Source organism: Streptomyces sp. NBC_00775 (assembly GCF_036347135.1).
Taxonomy (GTDB): Bacteria; Actinomycetota; Actinomycetes; order Streptomycetales; family Streptomycetaceae; genus Streptomyces; species Streptomyces lutosisoli.
Map to the genome: position 1 here is coordinate 11,019,049 of NZ_CP108938.1, position 17,070 is coordinate 11,036,118.

A 17,070-nucleotide genomic window follows, 5' to 3' on the forward strand; every position below is an offset into this window, starting at 1 on the left:
CATGCTTGGGCGTACATTTTCTTGCAGGCTTATATTTCAGAGTATCTACTTCCAGAAGAAGGCGACGCGGCTGAGCCTAGCGTCGAGGAGCTTCTAGAAAACAAGATGCTTCCCTTCGGTGAAGATGACGACATTGCAGCAGGCGCGCCGACATACGCGATCGCCCTGTATCTGACACAGGTTCCCGATGTCCTAGCAGACTACTATGGCATTGACGACAGCCTATCGTCTGGCGATACTCACGAGATGAGCGCGAACGAACAACAGTACGCTTCAGATTTCTCGGTCCTGTTTCATTTGGCGTTCATGGCATTACGCAGCGATCTAGATTTCGACTATATTGAGTCGGCTGGGAATGAGCTGGAATCGCGGGGCATTAGTGTGAGCGATTTTCGCGACAGCGTTCAAACACTTCGTGCGGCCGACATTCCACATTGGGGCATACCGTCCGCCTTCGGACAGTACTTGTGGGCGACTGGCCGGAACGGACTGCTACTCAAAATTGCGGAGTACGTTCTCGACTGTCACGCGGCGCGCGATGCTTTTCTCAAGGACATACCGTCCGGAGGAGATCCGTACTCGACCTGGCGCTTGCGTGCTCTTGATCTGATGTCCGTCCTTCACGTGGTTCGTGTCGGTCCGGTCACTCAACTACTCATCGATCACCGATCGTGCAAGGCAAGCGTGTTGGGCGAGTTGCTCGCGAGATTCGGAAAAAGTGCATGCGATCGGATTGCCACATTGGCGATTGAAATCGATGAATGCGCCGCGAACCTATTCGCTGGATATCTCAGCTTCGAGGTGTACGGCTCTCACCTGTTTAGCGCTCTCTGGCGGGAGCTCGACAATGTGCGAAGAGAACGCGGTAAGACTCGTTCTCGCATGATGTTGCGGGAGATGTTCGAACATCGCCTGATCATGCCTCCTCCTTGGCGGGATGTATTGGACAGAAGTATTCGCGCCGATCGCGGATCGCCGCCGCTTCCGCCGTCAGACTCGGTCATGCAAACTGCATATTTCGATGATTTGATTCGAGAACATGACATTGAACCACAAGTAGTCGGCCACTTGTGGCACGAGATTCACCATCTTATGCGAGCATTTTGGACTGGTTACCCCATTGATAGGAATGCTCAGCCCAATGTGATTGGATCTGTGGTGCCCTACGTTGAGCGAGCCGGTGTCGGGTCAATTGCCCTCAACGTGGCAGCCAAGGGCCGCTCGTTCGACTTCGGTCGAGGGGTGGCTGGTCTGGCTGAGGATGATTTTCGAGACCATCAACACGACCCCGAATTCCGCCGTGATCTGATTCGATTGGGATTCGAGATGTGTCAGGTGCCACCCGAACTGATGAAGGACCTGCACCTTGCAGGGAAATACACGTCCATCTCATTGAGTGGGTACAGTCTTTTCGAGCGGTGGGTTGATCCGTCCGGGTCGACCGCTGCCAAGTTCTCGCCGCATCCACCCGTATTGAGCTCCAAAGAACGCATTGAATTACTTGGCTTTGCGGCCTCGCTAAGCGAACTCATCGGAGTGCAGATGTCCACCGAAGGTGATGCTGAGCGGGTTGAGACCTATTTCGCCGTCGTGGGCTCCCTCACTGACGGACTAGAAGTCGAATTTATGGAACCTGTATCCGCGAAGCTCCTTGAGATTTGTTTGCGAACGACCCGAAATCTTGCGGAGGCGGGGAGCGGCTTAGCTCAACAATCTTGGGAGGCATCGAACCGGCTCATCCTCAACACTTTCCGTCTGGTTGAGAGAGCTGAGCCCGATGCCGCCGTTGTCGCTCATCGCCATATCCGGATTCTGATACGAAATGGCTTACCCGACCGGGCTTGGGAGTATACGAAGCTTCTATATATGATCTTGCGCCGAAGATGGCAACCGGCGCAGTAGTAGCTAAAGCTCATTTTGCTTCGAGGCGATGTGGTTGTCGTGTGTGGGTGTATCCCGGTGTCATGCGGTATCTCGATGGAGGCGGGGCGAAGCGAGCCGAGAAAATCGGCCTATGCATGGCGCACCAACTGGCGGGAGGGTGGGATGGGCGCGTTGCGGTCCAAGAGGCCGTCGGGGTTGGCGTAGAGGATGCGACCGTCCTGGCGGGCCTGGCTTGCGGGGGCGTTGGACAAGGGGCCGGCCGTTGGGCGTTGGACCAGGTCTGGTCAGCTCCGATTCACCCGAACTCACAGTCGGAGCCTGGTCTGCGTCCCTGCTAGTCCCTCGTTCTGCTATTCCGCAGGTTGTGATAGCCGGACTTACCGATATCCGCATGCGCGCGGGTGGCCGGCCACCAGGGCTCCGTCGTTCTCGCGATCGGTGAGGAATGATCACGTGAGTCCGAGGGCGGCCGGCGGCCGGGTCATGTCCCGCCCGTGATGACGCAGGCCCTCGGCGATGTCGTCCCACCCAGGTGTGTCGCTTCCGAGACGGTCGTTCCGACACAGTCACCCTGAGTTCGTGAGCAACCACCCTCTCATCGTCGTGGAGGCCCCGGACGCACAGGGGCTGCGGGCCGTGCGCGTCCGAGGAGAGACCATCGGACGGGTCTGGTCGGCGCGCGGGCTGAGACGCCTTCTCCGGCGGGCCGGCCTGCCTCCGGACAACCTTGATATCGACGACCCCGGCCGGGTCCACTGGGAGGCGGACAAGTCCTCCTGGCCCGACAGTCCATGGCGAAGACGCGTCGCCGGCGCCTTGATGGCGCTGGGCCTCCTGGTCTCGGCCGCGGTCCTCTTTCGTGTGGGCACTACGGACGCGTTCAACGCCCTCGCGTACGGCGGTCGCGTCGTGGGCGTCGCCTTCATCGCCGCGGCGCTGGCCGAAGCGGTGGCAGCGCTGGCCGTGTGCGACTACTGGGGCAAGAGGGCCATCCGATACTCGGGCCCGGTCGTCCTGGCGGGCGTCGGCACCGTGCTGGTCACGGATCTGATGTTCCTGATCACACAGATCCAGGGCCGGGATTACACCCCGTTCCTCTGGCTGTGGATCGGCCTGGTGCTTTGGGCGGCCTGGGCCCTGTGGACTCTGACACGACAGAAGGTGTGGCAGGCGATCCAGCATCCCAGGGGCATCGCACTGAGCGTCGTGGTGTCCGGAGTCATCGGGCTGGTGAGCCTGACCTATTCACAGATGTACGTCCCGTACTCCACTCCCGTGAAAATCCCGTTCAGCATCTCGTTCGGCGAATCCACCTTAAGTGCGGACGGTACCGCGCTTCACGTTCCGGCACATGTGGAGTTCCGCAACACCGGTTCGGTGAGGGTCTATGTCGTCGGCACCATGTGGACGGTCCTAGGGTGGCCGACTCAATACTCGGAAAAGGGTATCGGGGAGAGCCAATGGAAGTGGGAGACATTGAATTACGACCGAACATTCAGGCACGTAAAGTATGGGTACTCGCACATGTTGGGCACCGGGAAGTTCGCCAACCCGGGCGATCGGCTTGACCCAGGGATGAACCTCTCGCACGACTTCGTCATCGATGTGCCGCTGCGATCCGGGCTCGGTCGCATCGAGATCGACGCGACCGCCTCCTTCGTCCGAGCCGACCGAGGCAAACTGGGAAACAGCTATGCGAGTTCGCACGAAGTCTCCTGGGACCCGGAAACCGGGAGGCATCTCCAGGATGCCCCGGACTGGCTCACACCGAAAGGAGACGATTTCTATCGCTTCCACTCCAAGATTTACCACAGCAGCGAGATGCTGAACCTGACGCATTCCACGGACTATGCCACGGGCTGGTGGGTGTTTCCGAAAGGGGGAATCGACGTAGCCAAGGGAGACACCAAGCCCTACCTGTACGTCTCAATTTTCCGAGACTCGGAAGGCAAGGAAAGACTGAGCGATTCAGAGCAAGAACCATATGGAATGACCACAGAAACCCAATCGACTGAACGCACAGTCGATCAGCTCCTTCGGTCCGCGAAGAAGTAGCGCTCCGCGGCCCAGGGCTCTGTCGTTCTTGCGATCGGCGCGGAGTGATCACGTGAGTCCGAGGGCGGCCGGCGGCCGGGTCATGTCCCGCCCGTGATGGCGCAGGCCCTCGGCGATGTTGTCCCACCCGGCCAGGCGGAGCGCGCCGATAGCCAGATTCCGCAGGGAGGCCATCGCCCGCGGCGCGCCGCCGGTCCGCACCCGCGAGGCGTCCTCCCCGAACGTCACATCCCTGACGTGGTGCTCACGATTCTCAATAGCCCAATGCCCGCGAATACGTTCCGCCAGGTCAGCAGCGTTCGCCTGGTGCACCGTCAAACTCGTGATCGCGTAGACGCGCTCGATCGACACCTTCCCGGTGCGTAGGGTGCGCCGCCGACGGACGATCTGCAGTGCCTGGTCGGCGTGCGGGAACGGCAGCCGCGGCACGGTGGCGGCTTTGAGCCGACGGATCTCGTCACGGCCGTGCGCGGTGGCCCGGGTGCGGTCCAGCAGCGGAACCTCCCTCCATGGCAGCTCCTTCACCAGCGCGTGCAGGCTCGGATGGTTGCCCTTGAGCACGGCGATGTAGTGCGCTTCCTTCTCCTCGACCAGGAACTTCGCGTCGGTCTGAGTCAGCATCGCGTCGAAGGTCACCACCGCGCCGGTCAGGTCCAGTGGGTCCAGCAGCGGCCGGAACGCGGTGATCTCGTTGCTCCTGGCGTCGACCTCACGCTGGGCCAGCACGATGCCGTCGTCCCGCAGAGCGGAGATCAGGTGGACGCAGCGGCCGTCGGCGCGAATCGCTCCGCGCAGGGACTTGCCGTCCACCGCGACCGCTGCCCGCACCGGGCGGGCCAGCGGGTTTCTGTCCTGGTCGGCGGCGCGGGAGGCGGCGGCACGGCCCATGAGCCAGCCGCCGATCGCCGCGTCGAACGCGTCGCCGTCAATGCGCTGCAGCACCCGGCGCACGGTCGCCTCGCTGGGCGCCCGGCAGGGCCGGTCCGGATCACGCAGCGCGGCCCCGCAGCAGAACAGCAGCCGGTCAGAGGCATCGGCAGCCCATTCGGCAATCGCGGTGAGGGACTTCGCTCCGGCCAGGACCGCGCAGGCGGCGACCGCCAGGACATACGGCAGCGGGTGACGGCGGCCCCGGCGGCGGCGCGGGTCGGGCAGGTGGGACAGCCGGGCCAGAAGGTCGGGCAGTTCGTCGGGACAGGCCGGATCGCAGCCCGCGAGTTGGCCCAGCCCGACGGGGACGGGTGATGATGGCGCAGCAGGCACGGTCTTCCGTTGTGGTGATCAGCGAACTCGACACTCCATGATCACCGGAAGCCGTGCCCGCACGCGTACCCACCGATCGTCACAAGCCCGCCACCACCGCCGACTTGGGCTCGGGTCCATACCCGCGGCTCCGGGACCAACCGCGAGAACGACGGAGCCCTGGGCCGGCCACTCGTCCCCGGTGAGCTCGTGCAGCACCACAGTGCGGGCCAAGTCGACTCTGTGGGCGGCCGGGTCCTCCAGCATCTTCACCATGTACGCGGTTGAATCGACCCCCAAACCCCAGTTGATGACCAGCTCGACGCCCTCGCCGTCGTGACGGTGTACGGCGTTCGTGCGACCGCACCCCTTTGGTCGGCCTTCGGGTACGGGTAGGAGGTGGCGGTGAGCAGCCGGCCGGTACGCGGCCCGATGTAGGCGGCGTAGCGGTGTTCTGTGGACATACGCTGTGTTGCCTCAGGTCGTGTTGCGGCTGAGAGTTGAAGTGGTGGGTGAGTGGCGGCTCTTCTGGGTCGGTCATGGGGGCACATCAGCAGGCGACGGCCCGGCGGCCGGGTGGGCGGACCTCGCGGAGCGGGAACGCGTGCTGGGGCTGCGCGAGCGGCAGCCGATTCTCGTCTCGCCGGAGGGCCCGGGTGGATGCCCGGCTCAGCGAGTGCTTCCGGTGGTCGGCGTACTCGGCGCAGGAGCAGGGGACGCAGACTACGTACACCCCGCTGTACCGGCTGTTCTTCACCTTCCTGCGGCAGCGCGGGCTGAACGGGGACGAGGCGACGGCGGACGACGCCGAGGACTGGGAGGACGGCGCAGCTGCTCGACGCTGATCTGGGTTACCGACGGAACCCTGCTGGCCTGGGGTCTCACCGGTTGCCCTTCTGTAGCGATCCCGTGATCGGATCGCCGGATTCCAGGTGAGATATGCCGCTTGCTCCTGCCCGCGAACGTTGGGCTTGCGCAGGTCGCCTTCCGGTTCGGCAGCGGCGGCGAGGTCAATCATGGGAATGCCGTTCGGGGCCCTGCATGATCACTATGTGAGACGTGTACCGAAGTGGGTTGGGCTGTTGTATGTAGTCCTGGTCGGCGTATTCCTGGCGTGGTATATCGCGCGCGGTCACCAGGTCGACTATCTGATCGCCGTTGTGGCCGCGTTCACCGGCCTGCTGGCGCTACCTGCCGCAGTGATCGCCGTGCTCCGCCCCCGTGAGAGCGGACCGGAACCCGCTCGGCTGGAGGACGTGGCCGACCAACTCGCCCAAGGGGTGCGTCAGCAGTGGGAGGCCGAGGCGCAGGTACGCCGCCTCAACGACCCTTTCCCGCTTTCGGTCGAATGGGTCGCAGCCGAAGCTGACCTGGTTGAGTCGTGGCCCCACTTGAGGGAGCTGGCGGGGGACTGGCCGGGCCAGCCCCCCGAAGCCACGTCCACGTGGATTGTCAGCCCCAGAGGGCTAGCTGGCGGTGGGGGTGACATCGCCCAGGTTTTCGAACGCGTCCCCACCCGCCGCCTGGTCATCCTCGGTGAACCTGGTGCTGGCAAGACCATGCTGCTAATCCGCCTCCTCCTGGCCCTGCTCGAACGCCGGCCGCCCGACGGACCGGTCCCGTTCCTGTTCCCCTTGGCCGCCTGGGACCCAGCCCAGCAGGACCTGCACACATGGATGGCCGACCAGCTCGCCCAAGACCACCCCGCCCTGCGCGCCCCCGCCATTCCCCCACAGGCCAGCACCGGCACCCAAGCACGCGCCCTGCTTCAGCAGCGGCTGATCCTGCCCATCCTCGACGGCCTGGACGAACTCCCCCAGGCCTTGAGCGCCCGGGCCCTACATGCCATTAACCAGGCACTGCCAGCAGGCCAGCCGCTGGTGCTCTCCAGCCGCACCGCCGAGTACCGCCATGCCCTTACCACACAAGCCGGGACCACCGTGCTCCTGAACGGAGCCGCAGGCATCCAGCTCCTGCCTCTGGATCCCGCGAAAGCTGCCGCCTATTTGGAACGCGACGCCGGAGGTCCTAACACTGAGGCCGCAGCCCGCTGGAGGCGGGTCACCGCTTCACTGAGCACCGACACCCCCGCCTCCCAGGCACTGAGTACCCCGCTTGGACTCTTCCTGGCCCGCACCATCTACAACCCCCGCCCCGACGAGGACCTCGCCAGCCTCTCCGGCCTATCCGACCCCAACGAGCTCTTCGATCAGGCACGCTTCCCCACCCGCCAGGACATTGACACGCACCTGTTCGCCGCCTTCATTCCCGCCGCCTACCGACCCCACCCTCACCACCCCACTCGCTGGACCGCCCAAAAGGCCCAGCGCACCCTCACCTTCCTCGCCCGCCACCTCCAACACACCTTCGCGGGCACCCCCAACCTTGCCTGGTGGCAACTCCCCAAAGCTCACCCCCAACACGGACAGGCGCTTGCGGTCGGGCTCACGGCCGGGCTCGTGGGCTGGTTCCCATTCGTCTTCCTGATGTGGCTCACGGGCCTCCTCTCGACCGGGATCGAGTACGGGCTCATGTTCGGTCTCCTGTGGGCCGTGATGGCAACACGGATCGCCTCGTCCGCAAGAGAGAGAAACCCAAGTTCAGGGATCCGCTGGAGCTGGAGAGGGAAAGCCTGGCTCACTGTCGGGGTCCCCAGCGGACTCATTTTCGGATTTGTGTTCGCGGCCCCAAGTGTGGCCAGGGTCGGGTGGACGGCCTGGCTCCTTTACATGCTCGCAATAGGGCTCCCGTTCACATTTTTGGGTGGAATTAGGCCAGTGCGCCCTGCCCTGGACAAGGCCGTGGGGCCAGGCGTGGTCCTGTCACGGGACCGCCGCACCTTTTCGGCCCTTACGCTCGCGGGCGCGCTCATGGGCATGCTCGCGGAGGCGCTCAGGGCTGCGCTCGGACTCTGGTTTGAGGGCGAGCCCCAGCTCGCGTTCGACCTCGCGTTCGGGCTCGCCGTCGGGTTCCCGGTCGGCCTCATGCTCGGACTCGCCGGGTCCGTTGGGATGGTGTTCCTGGTGGCGCAGATCCGCCTGGCAGTGCTGGGGCACGTGCCCTGGCATTTGATGAGTTTCCTAGCCGACGCCCACCAGCGGCGAGGCGTACTGCGACAGGTGGGAGCGGTGTACCAGTTCCGTCACATCGACCTCCAGCGTCACCTCGCAGGACATCAACCTTGATCAGCCGATGCCACACACCGCCGCACTGGCGCATCTGCCGACGTCAAGGCCTACATTTCGTCACCAAATGGTCGGCATTTCATCGGTTCCGCGATGTGGCCGGGGGTGTCCATCCGCTGCTCGTACAGCAGGAGTTCGTCGTCGAGGCGGACGAAGCCATGCAGGGCGGAGAGCACGAGGACGCGGCGGGATCAGCGATCTTCTCCGCGGCTCGCCGGCACATGAGGTGATACGAGCCGGTGTAGAGACGGCGAGCGGGGGTGGGTCAGTCCACTGCGAGTTTGGCGGCCGAGCAGGGCAAAGCGCGTGGGTTCGCAGAATCCCGTAGCTCAAGTGCCGGGAACCCGGCTGCTGATGAGGGTCCAGGTGGCGGACAAGTGCGGGTTCACCCTGGCCGCTGGGCAGATTCTCCACGGCCAGGTGCAGCACTTTCTGTCGCTCACCGTGGCAGCTGTGCCAGTACGGTTTGAGGGAGTGTCACCCGGGCGCGTGGACGCGCGATCCTATGGGCCAGGGTCTTTGCCTGCCGGTACGGGTGCAGATTCGAGCAGCGCGATGCCCTCACCATCGAGGCCACGTTCGCGGCGGAAGGTGACGGCCCGGGGCACCCTGGTCGCCACTTCGAGATCGACGATTCATCCAACCGAGTCCAGGTGGCGTCGAACAGCTCCGGTAGGGAGCCGCGACACTTCGCGTAGCAGAGCTCAACGCTGTCACGCGTTCGGTGTCCAGAATCTGCCGCACCCACGGTGACCCGAAGACGTCCTGCTGCACGGAGGTCAGGAAGTCGCTCGCGATATGACACCAGGCCACTCATGGCGCCTGACCTGCCAAGGGCGCTGCAAAACTGATCCAGTTGCCTCGTAGAATCGAGCCTCGCCATAGCTCAGATGCATCGGTTGGTCGCGATGGTTCCCAGCTTTCCGGACCACGCAGGTTTCGTCATCTCGCTCTTTGGAAAAATGCAGCAGCGCCGATCGCCACTCACTTGATCCAATGGAGGCTTCATCGACACACGTGAAAGTTTTGCGGCGAGCCTCAAGGATTTGATCCTGGGGGCTTACGTGCTGCGTGCTGCGGAGAAGGCGACCGCTGATTTGCAGAATGCTCAGCCTGAGTTGACGTCGTTCGCACATCAGTTGCAGGTAGTGCCCCGCAGCACGCTGCACGCGATCCTCAATGGCAAGCGGCTTCCGAGCGAAGCGGCGCTGCGGACCCTGCTGCGCCTGCCGCGGTTGGACCCGCCGCCCGACGAGGACCTGTGGATGAATGCACTGCGCCGCCTGCGGGTGGATGAGCCGGAGCGGGCGACGCTGTTCGTCCGGGAGGCTGATCCGATCAAGCTTGGTGTGCACCCGCCGATCGAAAGCTCGGCAGGGGTCGGTGGGGCGCTACCGCAGTATGTTGCTCGGGACGCCGATGGCGGGCCGGACGGGATCCGGGCGAAAATGGCTGAACTCGCCGAACGTGGCGGATTCCTGCTCATCACTGGCAACTCGGCGGCCGGCAAGACCCGGTCGGCATACGAGGCGGTGCTTGAAATCGTCCCGGATTGGAGGCTGGAGGCGCCGCTGGACAGCGAGTCTCTGGGCGCGCTGATCGGGGCGATTCAGACAGATACCGTGCTCTGGCTGGACGAGCTAGGGCTATTCCTCAACACCGACGACGGGGCTACCGCGGCGCTGCTTAGGCTGTTGGTCGATGGCGTGCCGCGGGTCATCGTCGTGGGGACACTCTGGTCGCAGCGGTACGCCAAGATCACAGCGGACGCAGCTAACGACCCCGCAAAATGGGTCCAGGGACGGCTGCTGGACCTCGCGATGGTCCTACCAATGGCAGACGTGTTCAGCGACGACGAACGGGACCGTGCCGAGGAGTACGCGCAACAGGATGACCGGATCGCGGCAGCGTTGCGCTCGGAGGACTACGGAGCTACGCAGGTTCTCGCTGCTGCGCCCCAGCTGATGGCCCGGTGGCGGCACGCCGAGGAAGTCGACCGTGCCTTAATGGACGCGGCGATTGATCTGGCGCGCTTCGGGGGGCCTCGCAGCCTCACTGTCGAGATGCTGCGGGCGTTAACGCCGCTCTATTGCTCGGAACGTACCCGCGGCCGGGCGCGGACATCGTGGCTTGCCGACGCGTTGGCTTACGCCACTGCCAAGCTCAAAGGGGCGACCGCGACGCTGGAACCGATCGCGGAGCACATAGGTAACGTCAGCAGGTACGTCGTGGCCGACTATCTGTTGCAGGCCGCGGACCGGGCACGTCGCCACCTGATGCCGCCGGAACCCGTGTGGTGCTGTTACGTCGCACATCTTACCGACGCCGTCGACCTTGTTGAGTTGGCGGAGACTGCGGAGTACCGGGGCCTTGTCCTGGTCGCTGAGCAGCTCCTGAGGAAGGCTGCGCCGGACAGCCAGATTGCCCGCTCCAGCCTGGGGCGCATCCTGGAACAACAGGAGCGATGGTTCGAACTGTCCGGGCTGCGACGGTGGAAGGTTGCAGCTCTCGATAAGGATGCGTGCCACGATCTAGCCGTATTTCTCTTCAAGTTCGAGCGGGACGCTGAAGCCCTAGACGCACTGCGGCTCGGAGTAGAGCGAGACGAGGAATGTTCGTGCCTGCTGCTCGCTCAGCGCCTTGAGGCAGCCGGAAAACTGGAGGAGGCGACAGAGACGCTGCGGCGGGCAGCGCGAGACGGCGGCGAGACCGCGAATAGTGCCTTGGCCGAGTTGCTCGAGCGCCGCGGCGATTACGAGGCGGCGCGAAATCTCTTCATCTTTCTCGCCAACCGATACCAGCAGTGGGATGAGCTTTTCGCATACCTGAAACGCAGGGGACAGGCGATCAAAGCCGCCTACCTGCGCACCCAACTGGTCGCACAGAATCCGAGTCTTAGGCTGGCCCCCCTCGCCGGTCCCGTCACCCCCAAGTACAGCCCGCACCAACGCTTCTGGTGGGAGGCCCGGGACGTACGTTCCGGCGAACTGATCCACACTGGCCCAATCATCGACGATGAAGGTCTGCCTGTCTTACCACGCCACCGCGACGGCACTGGCACTGTCTTTCGCTATCGTACGCAGGACGGGAACCCCGACGGCATCTTCGGCTGCCCACTACTTATGGGTATATCTATACAGGCTTGTTTTGCTCATATCTCGGATAAACCTATGCTTATGGAGGTCGTGCGCGAGGTGTACGTGGAGCCCGAGCTGCGCGAGCGGCTACAGGCGGTCGACACCACCGAGAAGGCAATCGAGATCCTCCGCGCCTTGCCACGGCAGAACGCGTGGACGCGCAACGGCATCGCCCGCATGGTGGCACACACCGGCGAAATCGACGGCGGGGTCGCGCTAGCCCGAAAGGCCATCGAACGCGGCGATACCCTTGCCACCAACCTGCTTGGTTTCATTTACGACGCGGCCGGCGACCGGGCTGCCGCCACCACTGCTTGGGCGAGCGTCATCCTGCGCGGCGGCGGGTTTCATTGGCAGACTCAAACTCGATTTGGCAATCTCATCGAGAGCGACGCCGACCTCAATGCACGGTTTCGCAAGTACGGCCTGACCTTCGCCGGTGAGGTCGCCGGGCCCGGGGCGGCCGATGAACGTCGCTACGGCAGCGAACTGATTGCGCTCTCCACCTCATTTGAAGCGGCGCAGAGCGGCGAGGACCGGGAGGCCATCGTCGCCGCTGTCGAGCAGAAGCTGACGGAGCTATGGGCGTGGTATGAAGCGGTGGGTACGGACTTCCATCCGCTCGACTTCGTCTACTTGTCGCGCGGAGTGGCGCGCGTGCAGCGCAACTGGAACCTGCTGCCACAGTATGGGCGGACCATGATCACCATGATCCAGCGGCTGCGGGGCTATTACCCCATGGCACCTGGGCCGACCAGGGAACTCTTCGTCGAGCTGTTGTCCCAACTCATCAGGGTGTGCCGCAAACAGCAAGAGACGAAAGGGCTCATTGACGAGCTGATGCCTGACCTGCACCTGCTGCTTGCCGACGACCAGCTTGCGCTTGGCGAGCGGGCTACTCTCGCGGAGGCGGCACTGATGATAGGTGAAACCTGGGCGCAGGCATCGCGGTACGTGGAAGCCCACGACGCGCTCGACCTCGCCGCCTGCCAGCATGAGCGCTGCCCGGAGAGCGACATCTTCGCTTCGCTACGTGCCCGGAGCCTGGGAGTACAGGTCTGGATGGTGATGGCCACCGCCGACGCCGGCTACTCGGGGCTCGAAACCGCGTGGCGGGAGATCATCACGCTCGTCGACAACCTCACCGACGACGAGGAGCGCACAAAGTGCACCGGCGCGCTCTGCCTAGGCCTGATAGATGGCGGGCAGCTCGCCGAAACCGCGGAGGAAGCCTCCAAGCTACTCGAACGATGCCGAGCGCTATTGGGCTCGCCCCTGGCGGTGCTCTCAGAAATTGAGCGTCTCGCACTGCACACGGCAGCTACCGTACAACTGGCTAAGGTCATGATCGAGATCGGCGACCTCGCCGTAGCCGAGCGCCTGCTAGCCGAAGCGCGTGCGGAAGCCCCTGATGGCGTCGAGGTTCCTGACTTGCAGGATCTGCTTGACGCGGAGTAACGACTCCGCCGAAGAGTTTCACGACGGCGCCGAGGAGATTCAACGTCCCTGTAGCAAGCGCCAGATAGTCCACAATCGAATGCATCGAGACTCCCTTGACGGGTTGGTCACGTGACCAGCCTGTGCTTCCAGGAGACCTCACCGCGGCTGTGTCCCACCACGACCCGGGACAACCGTGGACAGCGGTTTGCGAGCCGGTGCCTCGGTCCAGCTACACGAAATGCAGCAACTCGAAAGGAGAGCCTCATCGGCGTCTCGCTCGACTCTGCCAAGGCGCAAGCGTGGGGTGCCGAGCCTCGCCGACATTCCGTGCCAACTGCCGATGACAGATCCTTCGACACCGCAAGTCGACGTGCGAGTAGTTGGCCGACAACGGACAAGACGCGGGCGCGCTTGGTGAGTGGATCCTGCTGCCGGCCTCCCGCAGGAGGTGGGCGGAGGTCCGAGGCCGGGCGGTCCTGCTTGGCCGCAGGAGCTCGTACGCGACCATTGGAGCGTAGGCCCCTGTGTACGGGGTGATGACTGCCGCTCGCCTCATCGGGGAAGCTTCGCGGTGCGTTCGGGGTGGGCCGCGGTGATGTACCGCATCGCCGTGTGCGAAGAGATACCGAACAGGCGCATCAGGTGAAGCGGGTCGTCGACTTCGAATGCCTCGTCGCGGATTCGGTCCTGCCTCAGCGTCGGCATCGTGAGTCCGGTGGGCCGGAAGATGGCGGTGAATGTGGTGCCGATGGGCGCGTGAGTGGTGTCTACCGCAGTCCATCGGTTGATCAGCAGATGCGGGTTGGTGGTCACCGGCCAGCGGCGGTGACGTTCACGGAGCCATGCGGAGGCGCAGCGGTAGGTGAGTTCGTCCAGGTAGACGACGTGCCGCTTGCCGGGGCGCCGGACGATGAGCCGCTCACGGGACAGGTCGAGGTCGGTGAGCAGCAGGTGGCGTATGTCGGTGCCGCTGAGTGCGTGGACGCAGACCAGCACCATCACGAAGCGCTGGAAGTCGTTCCGCGCGTGACTGAGGACGCCGGCCAGTCGGTCCGAGGGCACGGAAGGCGGGGTTTTGTTGATCCCCGCGAAGACGAGGCCGCGGGTGGGATCGCGGAAGATCACGCCTTCCTGCCGAAGGGCCCGGAAGACGTTCCGCAGGACGATGTGGATCGAGCGGGCCGGTGTCCCCTTGCGGGTGGCGATGGCCCGCTTGACGTCGTCCTGGGTGATCTCGCGCAGGCTCTTGACGCCGTCGGCAATCCACCCCTTGAGAATCGGGTCGAGGACATGCCAGTAGCGGGCGATGCTCCGGTAGGAGCGGCCAGCGTGCTCCCACTTGCCCTCTCCACGCACGGCCTTGATCCAGACCGAGAGTTCCTGTGCAATTATCGCGGGCAGTGCGGTGAGCTCGGCCTCCAGGCGCTTCTGATATGCGTCCCGGCGAAACTCGGCATCCGGGATTAGCAGCCCGCGGGCTTCCAGGAACTGCGTGACCCGCCGCCCACTGAACTTCAGGGGACGGTTGTCGACGAGCGACCGGATGTCTGACTCCAGCAGCGGCGCATCGGCACCGAGCCAGGACACCAGGATGGTCAGCGTGTTTCGGGTCTTGGTGGCGGGGACCTGGGACCACATCTCCTGCTTCGTCACGCTGCTGAGGTCGTCGAGCAACCGCTCGGCCGAGTCCGTGAGCGTCGGCAGATCATGCCGCGCCAGCTCGACCACCGGACGCCAGTCTCGCCCGAGCTCGAACAGCCTCTCCTGCCCAGGGGCAACCAAGTGCTCGGACACAGGTCGGCGCGGAGTAAGCGGGCCCATGGCCGAGTGACGCAGGCTTGTGGGTGCGGGGACCGGAGAACCGAGCCACAACTGCGTCCCGAACCGGGTGATGTCCCCTGGGCCGTAGTTGGCTACGTGCCATCGGCATCCACGGCAGTATCCGTCGGCGAGCGGAAGGTCGACACGGAGGCAACGGTCGCACGCTCCCACGGAGGCCGGGCTGTTCCCTCTCTTCCGGGCGGCGAAGGATGAGCAGGGCTCGCAGGTGACCTTCGTCTTCGCTGTGAACCAGGAGCCGCACTGCTGGCAGGCCCTCGGTGTCATCGCCCGGGGCGACCAGACACGGCGCGTGGTCCGTGACATCCGTGCCCGTCGGGGACGGTCGGGTTCGCGCGGCTCCGGCAGGAGCCTGAGCATGTCCGCCCGCAGAAGGATCGCCCGGACGGACCGGACGTAGTTGGGGATGTCGTCGAGGACCAGTTCGTCCACGAGGTCGTCGCCGTCGGCGTCGCGCACGGCGAGCGCGAGGCGGAGCATCTCGTGCAACTTGCGCTGCATGGGCTTGGTGATGCCGGTGTCCGCCGCGAACGCCGCGGTGTGCTCGACGACCTCGCGGTAGCCGACGAGCGGCCTTTGCAGAATGCCCCGGCAGACGTCGATGGACAGCATCCGGCGGACCGGGAAGAGCGATAGCTGTCCCGGGACGGCTGGTGGGAGGACCGCAGGGTCGTCTCGGGTCGGGGCCGCGGCCGCGCGTAGGTGTTCCACCCAGTTCAGACGCTCGCGCTGATCGACGCCCGTGCGGCCGGTGCGCCTGCCGTACTTCTTCAGGGGCTGGGCGTGGGTGGGGGCCAGGCCGTAGTAGAGGAACATCAGCTGGCGGCTTCGCGCGCCGGCCCCGTCAGGGTCGGTGACCCACGCGGCGTCGGCATCGAGCCGGACAGCGTGCAGACACGCCCGGCACAAACGATCCGAGTTGAGGTATCCGATGTGACGGCAGCGCAGACATAGGCTCTGCTCAGGATGGTTCTTCCGCCATTCCGTGCACCCCTGGCACACAGTTAGCCCGAGGGCCCCCCAGCCCTTGCAGTCCGGGCACTGAGCGGGATGAGACCGTGCCCGCATCTGTCAGTTCGGCGGCAGCGAGCGACGGCTGCCCTGTCGACAAGGCGTCGGCCGTACGGGACCCCCGCCGGAGCCTTCAGCTCCCACGGCCTTCGGCAGTGCCTCGCTCTCCCTCACAGCGGACTCCAGGGGCTCGGCCTGGAGCAGATCGCCAACGGTGCAGTTCAGCACCGCGCAGATCTTGTCCAGATCATCGAGCCGCACCGTGACCGGCGTGCCGCTCCACATCGCAGCGACCTTGCTCAGCGACGGTGTGAACCCGACCGTCTTGAACGCCTCCAGCACCTCGGTGGGACGCCACAGGTCCCGCTGAGCGGCCACCATCCTCAGATTCCACTTCACCGAAGGTTCCCCTTGTCCATCACCAGGCGCTGAGCCGCCCGCGAGCTGGCAGCCACATTGGCATGCTCGGGATCGGCCTGTGCAGTCGCCATGTACCGAAGAGTCGTGGTGGCCCAGTGGTGGCCCAAAATGCGCTGCACCTCCCACAACGTCATGCCTCGCTCATAGTTGTGAGTTGCGCATGCGTGCCGAAGAAGGTGTGGGAAGAGATCGGTGACCGGGCCGGTCAGGTAGCTCGCGGCAGCCCCGTGGAGCTGGCGCCGGAACGTCGACGGTGTGATCGCCGGCGCGATCGGCAGGTTCAGCGCCGCTACGGCCTTGGGCTTCCGCTCCGACGGCCACAGGGGCGCCGACGGGTGATCGGCATCGTCGCCGAACTCCGCCCGGACCTCCTCGATGTACCACCAAAGTAACTCGCGCCCCTCGCGGAACAGGTACGCCTCGCGGGGCCGCGGCCCCGAGCCGCGGGCGCCCTTGCCCTGGACGACGAACCGGCCCCACTGGCCGTGTTCCCAGTGGACATCGCCGATGGTCACTGGGCAGAGCTCAGCAGCCCGCACACCGGAGATGTACCCGATCTTGGTCATGACGTAGTCGCGGCAGGCCACGGCGTACTTCCGGGCGTACGGCAACTGCTCCCGCCAGCGCGTAAAGAACTCCTTCATCGCCGTCTGCGAGGGCGGGATCCTCAGCCCGAAGTCCCCACGGTGGACAGGCCTGTTGAACGGGTCGACCGGTGACTCCACCGCCGCCCCGAACCGCATCATGATCTCGTGTGCGTAGCGCTGTTCGAGGAAGGCGAAGAACGCGTCGATGTGGTTGAGCTTCTGACGGTGCGTGTTGTGTGCGCGCTTGCCCGGACCGGCGAAGTACTTGCG

The 17,070-nt window shown here is 64.7% G+C and carries 9 protein-coding genes and 1 pseudogene; 6 read left to right on the top strand and 4 right to left on the bottom strand.

Going from position 1 to position 17,070, the window contains the following annotated elements; genetic code table 11:
- The first annotated feature begins 21 nt into the window (after window positions 1-21).
- Together OIC96_RS49445 and OIC96_RS49450 are read left to right on the top strand one after the other, a co-directional pair.
- Entirely contained in the window at window positions 22-1,902 is a 1,881-nt protein-coding gene (locus OIC96_RS49445; protein WP_330301564.1) for a hypothetical protein, read from the top strand.
- Window positions 1,903-2,463: 561 nt separating this feature from the next.
- Window positions 2,464-3,939: a hypothetical protein gene (locus OIC96_RS49450; protein WP_330301563.1), complete on the top strand. Its 1,476-nt coding sequence runs from the start codon at window positions 2,464-2,466 to the stop codon at window positions 3,937-3,939.
- A gap of 48 nt (window positions 3,940-3,987) precedes the next feature.
- Here the strand turns inward: OIC96_RS49450 and OIC96_RS49455 are convergent, their stop codons facing one another.
- A complete protein-coding gene (locus tag OIC96_RS49455; RefSeq protein WP_330301562.1) occupies window positions 3,988-5,202 on the bottom strand; it encodes an ISAs1 family transposase in 1,215 nt (404 codons plus the stop codon).
- Window positions 5,203-5,837: 635 nt separating this feature from the next.
- Between OIC96_RS49455 and OIC96_RS49460 the strand changes: the two genes are divergently transcribed.
- From OIC96_RS49460 to OIC96_RS49475, 4 genes are all read left to right on the top strand, one after another.
- Window positions 5,838-6,026 (top strand): hypothetical protein, encoded by a 189-nt coding sequence (locus OIC96_RS49460; RefSeq protein WP_330301561.1) that lies wholly within the window; start codon window positions 5,838-5,840, stop codon window positions 6,024-6,026.
- A 207-nt stretch (window positions 6,027-6,233) separates the two neighbouring features.
- Window positions 6,234-8,366, top strand: a complete 2,133-nt coding sequence (locus tag OIC96_RS49465) for an NACHT domain-containing protein (protein WP_330301560.1) — start codon at window positions 6,234-6,236, stop codon at window positions 8,364-8,366.
- A gap of 95 nt (window positions 8,367-8,461) precedes the next feature.
- A complete protein-coding gene (locus tag OIC96_RS49470) occupies window positions 8,462-8,596 on the top strand; it encodes a hypothetical protein (RefSeq protein ID WP_330301559.1) in 135 nt (44 codons plus the stop codon).
- A gap of 816 nt (window positions 8,597-9,412) precedes the next feature.
- Window positions 9,413-12,961 carry a tetratricopeptide repeat protein gene (locus OIC96_RS49475; RefSeq protein ID WP_330301558.1) on the top strand — a complete coding sequence of 1,183 codons (3,549 nt, stop codon included), beginning with the start codon at window positions 9,413-9,415 and terminating at the stop codon, window positions 12,959-12,961.
- A 534-nt stretch (window positions 12,962-13,495) separates the two neighbouring features.
- On the opposite strand, the gene OIC96_RS49480 is transcribed toward OIC96_RS49475, so the two are convergent.
- The 3 genes and pseudogenes from OIC96_RS49480 to OIC96_RS49490 all read right to left on the bottom strand — a co-directional run.
- Window positions 13,496-15,598 carry a hypothetical protein gene (locus OIC96_RS49480; RefSeq protein ID WP_330301557.1) on the bottom strand — a complete coding sequence of 701 codons (2,103 nt, stop codon included), beginning with the start codon at window positions 15,596-15,598 and terminating at the stop codon, window positions 13,496-13,498.
- A 255-nt stretch (window positions 15,599-15,853) separates the two neighbouring features.
- Window positions 15,854-16,192, bottom strand: coding sequence for a helix-turn-helix domain-containing protein (locus OIC96_RS49485; RefSeq protein WP_330301556.1), 339 nt, complete (start codon window positions 16,190-16,192; stop codon window positions 15,854-15,856).
- Window positions 16,189-17,067, bottom strand: a pseudogene (locus OIC96_RS49490) (tyrosine-type recombinase/integrase); the annotation flags it as partial. The gene OIC96_RS49485 and the pseudogene OIC96_RS49490, both read right to left, overlap by 4 nt.
- Between the last annotated feature and the right edge of the window lie 3 nt (window positions 17,068-17,070).

Coding starts and splice junctions, on each gene's coding strand:
- OIC96_RS49480 (WP_330301557.1), bottom strand. CDS start 15,598: ATGTTCCTCTACTACGGCCTGGCCCCCACCCACGCCCAGCCCCTGAAG.